The organism is Inquilinus sp. (assembly GCF_057815775.1).
The window spans coordinates 1-6,945 of sequence record NZ_JBYRFX010000848.1 but is presented as its reverse complement, the minus strand read 5'-3'; the positions used below and the strand labels follow the sequence as shown (position 1 = coordinate 6,945).

Sequence of the window (6,945 nt, the reverse complement as noted above, 5' to 3'; positions counted from 1 at the left end):
TCCAGCACATGGCCGTCATCGTCGCACCAGGCGGTGTATTGCACCCGGCCGGGGCTGAGCTTCGACATGTCGCGCAATGTCAGCCGGTCGAGGAAGGCCTCTGCCTCCGGCCCGGCGATGCGGTATTTCACCATCGGCGTCAGGTCGAACAGCGACGCCGCGTTGCGGATGGCGAAGTATTCCTGCTCCGCGTCGCGGATGGTGTGGGCGGAGACATAGCCGCCCCAGTTGCTCCAGTCCTCGGCCTGCATCAGCGCGGCGATGCGCGGATGGAACGGCGTCTGCAGCAGCGGCTTGCGGAAGTGGTCGCGGGGCAGGGGGCTGCGCATGTCAGGGGCCTCCCGCCAGGATGCGCCGCGCGGCGTTCAGGCCGGCGGCGCCCATGATGCCGCCGCCGGGATGGCTGCCGGCGCCACACAGGAACAGGCCGGGCACCGGGGTCGCATATTGGCCGGCGCCATGCACCGGGCGCAGCATCAGCAGTTGGTCGATTGCCAGCTCGCCATGGTGCCAATGGCCGCCGGGCATGCGGTAGCGCGCCTCCAGGTCGGCCGGGGTCAGCAGCTCCGCCGCCTGCACCCGGGCCGACAGGCCGGGCCAGTGCCGTTCCAGCACTGCCAGGATGCTGTCGCGAAAGGCCGGCCCGCCGCTGTCCCAGCCGGTGCGCAGCTCTGCCGGGGCGTATTGCGCCACGATCGACATCACATGCTGGCCCGGTGGGGCGCAGTCGGGGTCGGTCAGCGACGGGATCACCATCTCCAGCACCGGCTCGGGCGAGGCCTCGCCATATTTCGCCGGGTTGAAGGCGGCCTCGACCGCATCGACGCCGGGCGCGATCACCAGCCGTCCGGCCAGCAGCGCCGGATCCAGCCCGGGCAGCTCCGGCAGCCCGTCCAGCGCCAAGTGCAGCTTGGCGGCAATGCCGCGCATGCGGATGTGCTTGATGCGGCGGACGAAGCCGGTGTCCAGCGCCCGCGGGCCGAGCAGGTCGAGGAAGGTGGTGCGCGGGTTGGCGCCGGACACGACGATCGGCGCCCGGATCTCCGCCCCATCCGCCAGGGCCAGGCCGACGGCACGGTCGCCTTCGACCAGGATGCGCGCGACCGGGGCGTTCACACGGATCTCGACTCCGGCGGCCCGGGCGGCGCCGGCGATGGCGGCGGCGACCGCACCCATGCCGCCCTTCGGCAGGGCCAGCGCCGCCGGCACGCCGTCGGCCTCGCCGGCCAGGCGGTGGAACAGCGACATCAGCGAGGTCGGCGACCGCGGGCCGAGATGGGTGCCCAGCACCGCGTCGAAGGCCACGGCGCCCATCAGGCGCGAATCCGACAGCTCCTCCTCCAGTACATCGGCGACATCCATCAGCACCATGCGCAGGAATTCGCGCATCTCGTCGCGGCCCAGCCGGCGGATCGCCCAGCCGAGCTTGCCGAGGGTCAGGGCATCGCCGCGTCCTCCCCCACGCAGCCGGGGCGGTGTCCGGGTCAGGAACGGGCGCAGCGTGCCGGCGAAGCGCAGCAGCTTGCCCCGCAGCGATGCCCAGGCCGCCGCCTCATCCGGCGCGATGTCGCCAGACAGGCGTTCGCCGAACGCACCGTGCAGGGTGAGGTGCCGGCCATCCGCGGCCAGCGCCGTGGTCGGCAGGTTGGCTGCCGCGAGGGCTAGGCCGTGGCGCTTCAGCGCCAACGCCTGGATCACCTCGGGGTGCAGATGGTTCAGCACATGGGCGACATGGGACACGCGGAAGCCGGGGGCAAACTCCACCGTCCGGGCCGCGCCGCCGATCTCCCCGGCCGCTTCCAGCAGCACCACTTTGCGGCCCTTGCGGGCCAGCAGCGCGGCGCAGACCAGGCCGTTGTGGCCGCCGCCGATGACGAGGACGTCACAGGACGGCATAGGCGTCGCTCATGGTCGCCGGCTTGCGCTTGAGGTCGCGCAGGATCTCGGACGCCGCATTGCGGCCCGGCGCGCCCATCACCCCGCCGCCCGGATGGGTGGACGATCCACACATGTAGAGGCCGGCGACCGGCGACCGGTACTGGGCATAGCCGGGCACCGGCCGGTTGAACAGGATCTGGTCGAAGGTCAGCTCACCCTGGAAGATGTTGCCTTCGGTCAGCCCGACCTCGGCTTCCAGTTCGCGCGGGGTGCGGATCTCGGCATGCAGGATCAGGTCGCGGAAGCCGGGCGAGTATTCGGCGATCTGGTCGATCACGGTCTTGCCGAAGGCATCGCGGTCGGCATCGGTCCAGTCGCGGCCCTCGACCTTGGGCGGGCAGTATTGGACGAAGCAGCTCATGAAATGCTGGCCCGGCGGCGCCATGGTGGGGTCGAGCGTGGTCGGGATCATCATGTCGAGGAAGGGATCGGCCGACCAGCGACCGGCCTTCCAGTCGTCATAGCCGCGCTCCATCCGCTCGACGCTGTCGGTGAAATGCATGTCGCCGCGCAGGCAGGGAGACCCCTCCGGCAGGGCCGGGAAGCGGGGCAGGGCGCCCAGCGCGATGTTCACCTTGCCGGAGGAGCCGCGGATCTTGAAGCCGCGCACGCGTTTGGTGAAAACCGTGGGCAGCTCCGCCTCGTCAACCAGCGTCAGGAAAGTGCGCTTGACGTCGAGGTTGGAAACGACGCGCCGGGCGCGGATCTCCTCGCCCCCCGCCAGCACCACGCCCGCGGCGCGGCCGTTCTCGACCAGGATGCGCTCCACCGCCGCGCCGGTGCGGATCTCGCCCTTCGCCCCGCGCAGTGACCCGGCCATCGCCTGGGTGATGGCGCCCATGCCGCCGCGGGCGAAGCCCCAGGCCCCGGTGGCGCCGTCGACATCGCCCATATAGTGGTGCAGCAGCACATAGGCCGATCCGGGCGAATACGGGCCCAGGGCCGTGCCGATGATGCCGGACAGGGCGAAGCCGGCCTTCACCACAGGGTTCTCGAAATACTCGTCCAGGTATTCGGCGATGCTCATGGTCCAGAACCGGACGGTGTCCGCCATCTCGGTCTCGGTCAGGTCGTGGAACTTGCGGCCGAGATACAGCAGCTCCTGCAGGTCGCGCGGCCGCAGCGAGGTCGGGTCAGGCGGCGTGCGCAGCAGCAGCGGTCGGATGAAGCGGCATTGCCGCGTGACATCGGCCGAATAGCGGTCATAGGCCTCGGCGTCGCGCAGCGAGAAGCGCTGGATCTCGCGCCGGTTCGCATCGTGCTGGCGGTAGGTCGCCAGCGCGTCGCCGTCGCGGGTGAACACGGCGCCGCCCTCATAGGGGATGACCTGCAACCCGTGCCGCGGCAGGTCCAGGTCGCGCATGATCTCCGGCCGCAGCAGGCTGCAGACATAGGAGCAGTTGGAATAGAGGATGCCGGGGTGCAGCGACCGGCTGACCGCGGCGCCGCCGACCCAGTCGTTCTTCTCGACCACCAGCACCTCCAGCCCGGCGCGGGCGAGGTAGCAGGCGGCGACCAGGCCGTTGTGCCCGGCCCCGACGATGAGGGCATCCCAAGTCTTCATGGCCTCCGTCCCCTTCCGGTGCCGCGGTCAGTGTGACACGGCGCGCTTCGCCGCGTCGCCGCCCGTCTCCAGGGTGCGGTCGACGGCGCGTTCGAAGCCGGCCAGGGTCTCGGCCAGGCAGGCATCGTCATGCGCCTCGCAGATGAACCAGGGTTCGCGCGAATCCGGTTCGCACAGCACGCCCTCCTCATGCAGCTCCCGCGCCAGCGCGTCGTAGAAGCTGTAGTCGGACCGCTTCCAGTCGCGATAGTCGCGCGGCGGCGTCGCGGCGAAGAACAGCCCGCCCATCGACGGGTGGCCGGCGAAGGAATGGACCACGCCGCGCGCGTCCAGGATGCGCTTCATCCCGGCCTGCAGCCTGCGGCCATAGGCGGCGATGGTCTCCAGCGCCGCGGTCTCGTCCAGGATCTCGAGCGTCTTCTCGGCCGCGGCCAGCGCCACGGAATGGGCGGTGTAGGTGCCGCCATGGGCGACGCCGTTGCCATAGCGGCGCATGATGTCCTCGCGCCCGCCGATGGCGGAGATCGGATAGCCGTTGCCCATCGCCTTGGCCACGGTGGTGATGTCGGCGGTCACGCCCATCAGCTCCTGCGTGCCGCCGCGGGCGACGCGGAAGCCGGACTTCACCTCGTCGATGATCAGCAGCACGCCGTAGCGGTCGCACAGCTCGCGCACGGCGCGGACGTAGGCGATATCGGCGGTGATGCCACAGCAATTGCCCATGATCGGTTCGATCAGCATCGCCGCGATCTCATGCGACTTGCGGCGCAGCAGGTCTTCCAGCCGGTTGGCGTCGTTCATCGGCGTCAGATGCACCAGCGGCCGCACCGCCTGCGGCACGCCGCTGGAATAGGAGATGACGGTCGGCTCCTGGTCGGTCTTCGACGGGTCCCACTCCTCCAGCGAGACCAGCCACATCGCGGCATCGAACAGGCCGTGATAGCTGCCCTCGACCAGCACGTAGGAATCCTTGCCGGTGTAGGCGCGGGCCAGGCGCAGCGCCGCCATGACCGCCTCGGTGCCGGAGTTGGAGAAGCGCACCAGCTCGGCCGCCGGCATCATCTTGGCGATGCGCTCGGCCACGGTGAATTCGCGCTCGGTCGACAGGCCGAACACGCCGCCGACCTCCATGCCCTGGCGCGCCGCCTCATCCACCCGCGGGTCGGCATAGCCCAGGATGGCGGGGCCGTAGCCGAGCCGGTAGTCGATGTAAGGATTGTCGTCGAGATCCCAGATCCGGCCGCCCTGGCCGCGCTTGATGTAGATCGTCCGGTCGTCGCCCCAGTAGCGGAAATTGGAGGCGACGCCGAGGGGCAGGCGGGTCGACGCCCGACGGAATTGCGCGTTGCTGCGCGCCAGGCTGCGGGTCATGGCCGCGATCCTCTTGTCTCGTTGGTCCGGCGGTTCTCCGGCCTCGATTTCGAGACTTAGGATGGCATGGTGTCTCGGATCCTGTCCAGGTTGTTGAATGAACGTTCAATTAGAAGCTTGCTGGATATTCATTCAATATCTTGTTGGATGGCACGGCCGGTGTTACCGTTTTGGTGACTTTGCACTTGGGGGTGCCGATGGCCGAGGGCCAGGCCGCGCGCAGGCTGAACGGGGGGCGGCGGCAGTCGAAAGAGCTGCGGCGGCAGGAGCTGATCGAGGCGACGATCGACGCCATCGCCAAGCGCGGCTACGAGGAAACCACCATGGCCGTGGTCGCCGACGGCGCCGGCCTGTCGCGCGGCATCGTCAACTTCCATTTCGAGAGCAAGGAAAAGCTGCTCGTCGAGACGCTGCGCTACCTCTCGGACGAATACCGCGCCCATTGGCGCCGCGCGCTGCACGAGGCCGGGCCGACCCCGGCGGAAAAGCTGTGGGCGCTGGTGCTGGCCGATTTCGACCGGAAGATCTGCAACCCGCGCAAGATCGCCGCCTGGTGTGCCTTCTGGGGCGAAGCCAAGACCCGGCCGCATTACCGCGCTTTGTGCAGCGCCAACGACCAGGACTACCACCTGACCCTGCTGAACCTGTGCCGCGACCTGGTGGCGGACGGCCAGTCGCCGCTGCTGCTCGCCCGTAGCCTGAATGGGCTTCTGGAAGGGCTGTGGCTGCATGTGATGATGGGGCCGAAGGAATTCGGCCGCGAGGATGGCCGCGCCTGTGTCGTGGAGATGATGGCCTCGGTCTTCCCCCGGCACTTCACCCGGGATGGCCCGATCCCGGGTGCCGAGGCCGCCGCGCCATGAGCTTCACCCTCCCCGACAGCGCCCGCGGCTGGCAGGACAGGATCCGCCGCTTCGTCGACGCGGAGCTGATCCCATGGGAGGTGGAGGCGGAAATGAATGGGGGCGAGATCCCACCCGACATCGCCGCCCGGCATGAACGGCTGGCGCTGGATCTCGGCCTGTCACGGATCGACGCGCCGAAGGCCCATGGCGGGCTGGGCCTGCCGATCCTCGACCAGGTGGCGATCGCGGAACAGACCGGGCGGGTCACCAACGCCCTGGCCTGGTGCTGCGGCGAAGCGCAGTCCTGGATGTTCGAGGCCTGCTCGCCCGACCAGATCGACCGCTTCATCCTGCCGCTGATGCGCGGCGAAAAGCACATCTGCACCGCCGTCACCGAGGCCAGTGCGGGGTCCGATGTCGACGACATCGCCACCACCGCCCGGCGCGACGGCGACCATTACGTCATCGACGGCGAGAAATGGCACGTCACCAGCGCCAATTTGGCCGACACGGTGATTGTCCAGGCCAAGATCCAGGGCGGCGTGGCCGACGGCAGCCACGCCCTGTTCTTCGTCGGCCTGCCGGCTGTGGGGTTGAGCACGGTGCGCACCCCCGCCTACACCCACACCTACCGGCATCATCACCCGATCCTGCGCTTCGACGGCGTGCGCGTGCCGGCGGCCGACCGGATCGGCGCGGAAGGGCAGGGCATGGGCTTCATCCACGCCTGGTTCCGGCGCGAGCGGCTGATGATCGCGGCGCGCTGCTGCGGCGCCGCCGAACGGCTGATCGAGGTGGCGACCGAATTCGCCGCCGGCCGGGCGATCGGCGGCGCGCCGATGGCGCGGTTCCAGCTGGTGCAGGCGATGCTGGCCGACAGCCTGGCCGAGCTGCATGCGGCGCGGCTGGTGACCTATGAGGCGGCGGAGGCGCATGACCGCGGCCTCGACGTCAAGGCGCTGCACGCCCGCTGCTCGATCGCCAAGCTGCTGGCGTCGGAGATGGCGGGCCGCGTCGCCGACCGGGCGGTGCAGATCTTCGGCGGTCGCGGCTACATGCGCGAGAATGTGGCGGAGCGGTTCAGCCGCGAATTGCGGGTCGACCGCATCTGGGAAGGCACCAGCGAGATCCAGCGCCTGATCATCGCCGGCAGCCTGCTGAAGCGGGGTTTGGCCGGCACGATCGGACCTTAGGAATTCGGTAAAGAATCCGCTGGAGAAATCCGGC

At 69.5% G+C, this 6,945-nt stretch carries 5 protein-coding genes and 1 pseudogene; 2 read left to right on the top strand and 4 right to left on the bottom strand.

The features are described 5' to 3' along the window. From AC3XYG_RS30335 to AC3XYG_RS30320, 4 genes and pseudogenes are all read right to left on the bottom strand, one after another. Window positions 1-329 (bottom strand): annotated as a pseudogene (locus AC3XYG_RS30335) (hypothetical protein); the annotation flags it as partial. Window position 330: 1 nt separating this feature from the next. Further along, a complete protein-coding gene (locus AC3XYG_RS30330) occupies window positions 331-1,896 on the bottom strand; it encodes a phytoene desaturase family protein (protein ID WP_489143607.1) in 1,566 nt (521 codons plus the stop codon). After that, window positions 1,883-3,502 carry a phytoene desaturase family protein gene (locus AC3XYG_RS30325; protein WP_489143606.1) on the bottom strand — a complete coding sequence of 540 codons (1,620 nt, stop codon included), beginning with the start codon at window positions 3,500-3,502 and terminating at the stop codon, window positions 1,883-1,885. Before AC3XYG_RS30325 ends, AC3XYG_RS30330 begins: the two co-directional genes overlap by 14 nt. Window positions 3,503-3,529: 27 nt before the next feature. Then, complete coding sequence (locus AC3XYG_RS30320; RefSeq protein ID WP_489143605.1) at window positions 3,530-4,873, bottom strand: aspartate aminotransferase family protein; 1,344 nt, start codon at window positions 4,871-4,873, stop codon at window positions 3,530-3,532. 197 nt (window positions 4,874-5,070) lie between these two features. Here AC3XYG_RS30320 and betI point away from each other — a divergent pair, with 197 nt between their 5' ends. Continuing rightward, window positions 5,071-5,736, top strand: a complete 666-nt coding sequence (betI, locus tag AC3XYG_RS30315; RefSeq protein ID WP_489143604.1) for a transcriptional regulator BetI — start codon at window positions 5,071-5,073, stop codon at window positions 5,734-5,736. Then, complete coding sequence (locus AC3XYG_RS30310) at window positions 5,733-6,911, top strand: acyl-CoA dehydrogenase family protein (RefSeq protein WP_489143603.1); 1,179 nt, start codon at window positions 5,733-5,735, stop codon at window positions 6,909-6,911. Before betI ends, AC3XYG_RS30310 begins: the two co-directional genes overlap by 4 nt. The last annotated feature ends 34 nt before the right edge of the window (window positions 6,912-6,945 follow it).

What these genes read in the sequence shown, in the direction of transcription:
- betI (WP_489143604.1), top strand. Translation starts at nt 5,071, where the DNA reads ATGGCCGAGGGCCAGGCCGCGCGCAGGCTGAACGGGGGGCGGCGGCAG.
- AC3XYG_RS30310 (WP_489143603.1), top strand. Translation starts at nt 5,733, where the DNA reads ATGAGCTTCACCCTCCCCGACAGCGCCCGCGGCTGGCAGGACAGGATC.
- AC3XYG_RS30325 (WP_489143606.1), bottom strand. Translation starts at nt 3,502, where the DNA reads ATGAAGACTTGGGATGCCCTCATCGTCGGGGCCGGGCACAACGGCCTG.
- AC3XYG_RS30330 (WP_489143607.1), bottom strand. Translation starts at nt 1,896, where the DNA reads ATGCCGTCCTGTGACGTCCTCGTCATCGGCGGCGGCCACAACGGCCTG.
- AC3XYG_RS30320 (WP_489143605.1), bottom strand. Translation starts at nt 4,873, where the DNA reads ATGACCCGCAGCCTGGCGCGCAGCAACGCGCAATTCCGTCGGGCGTCG.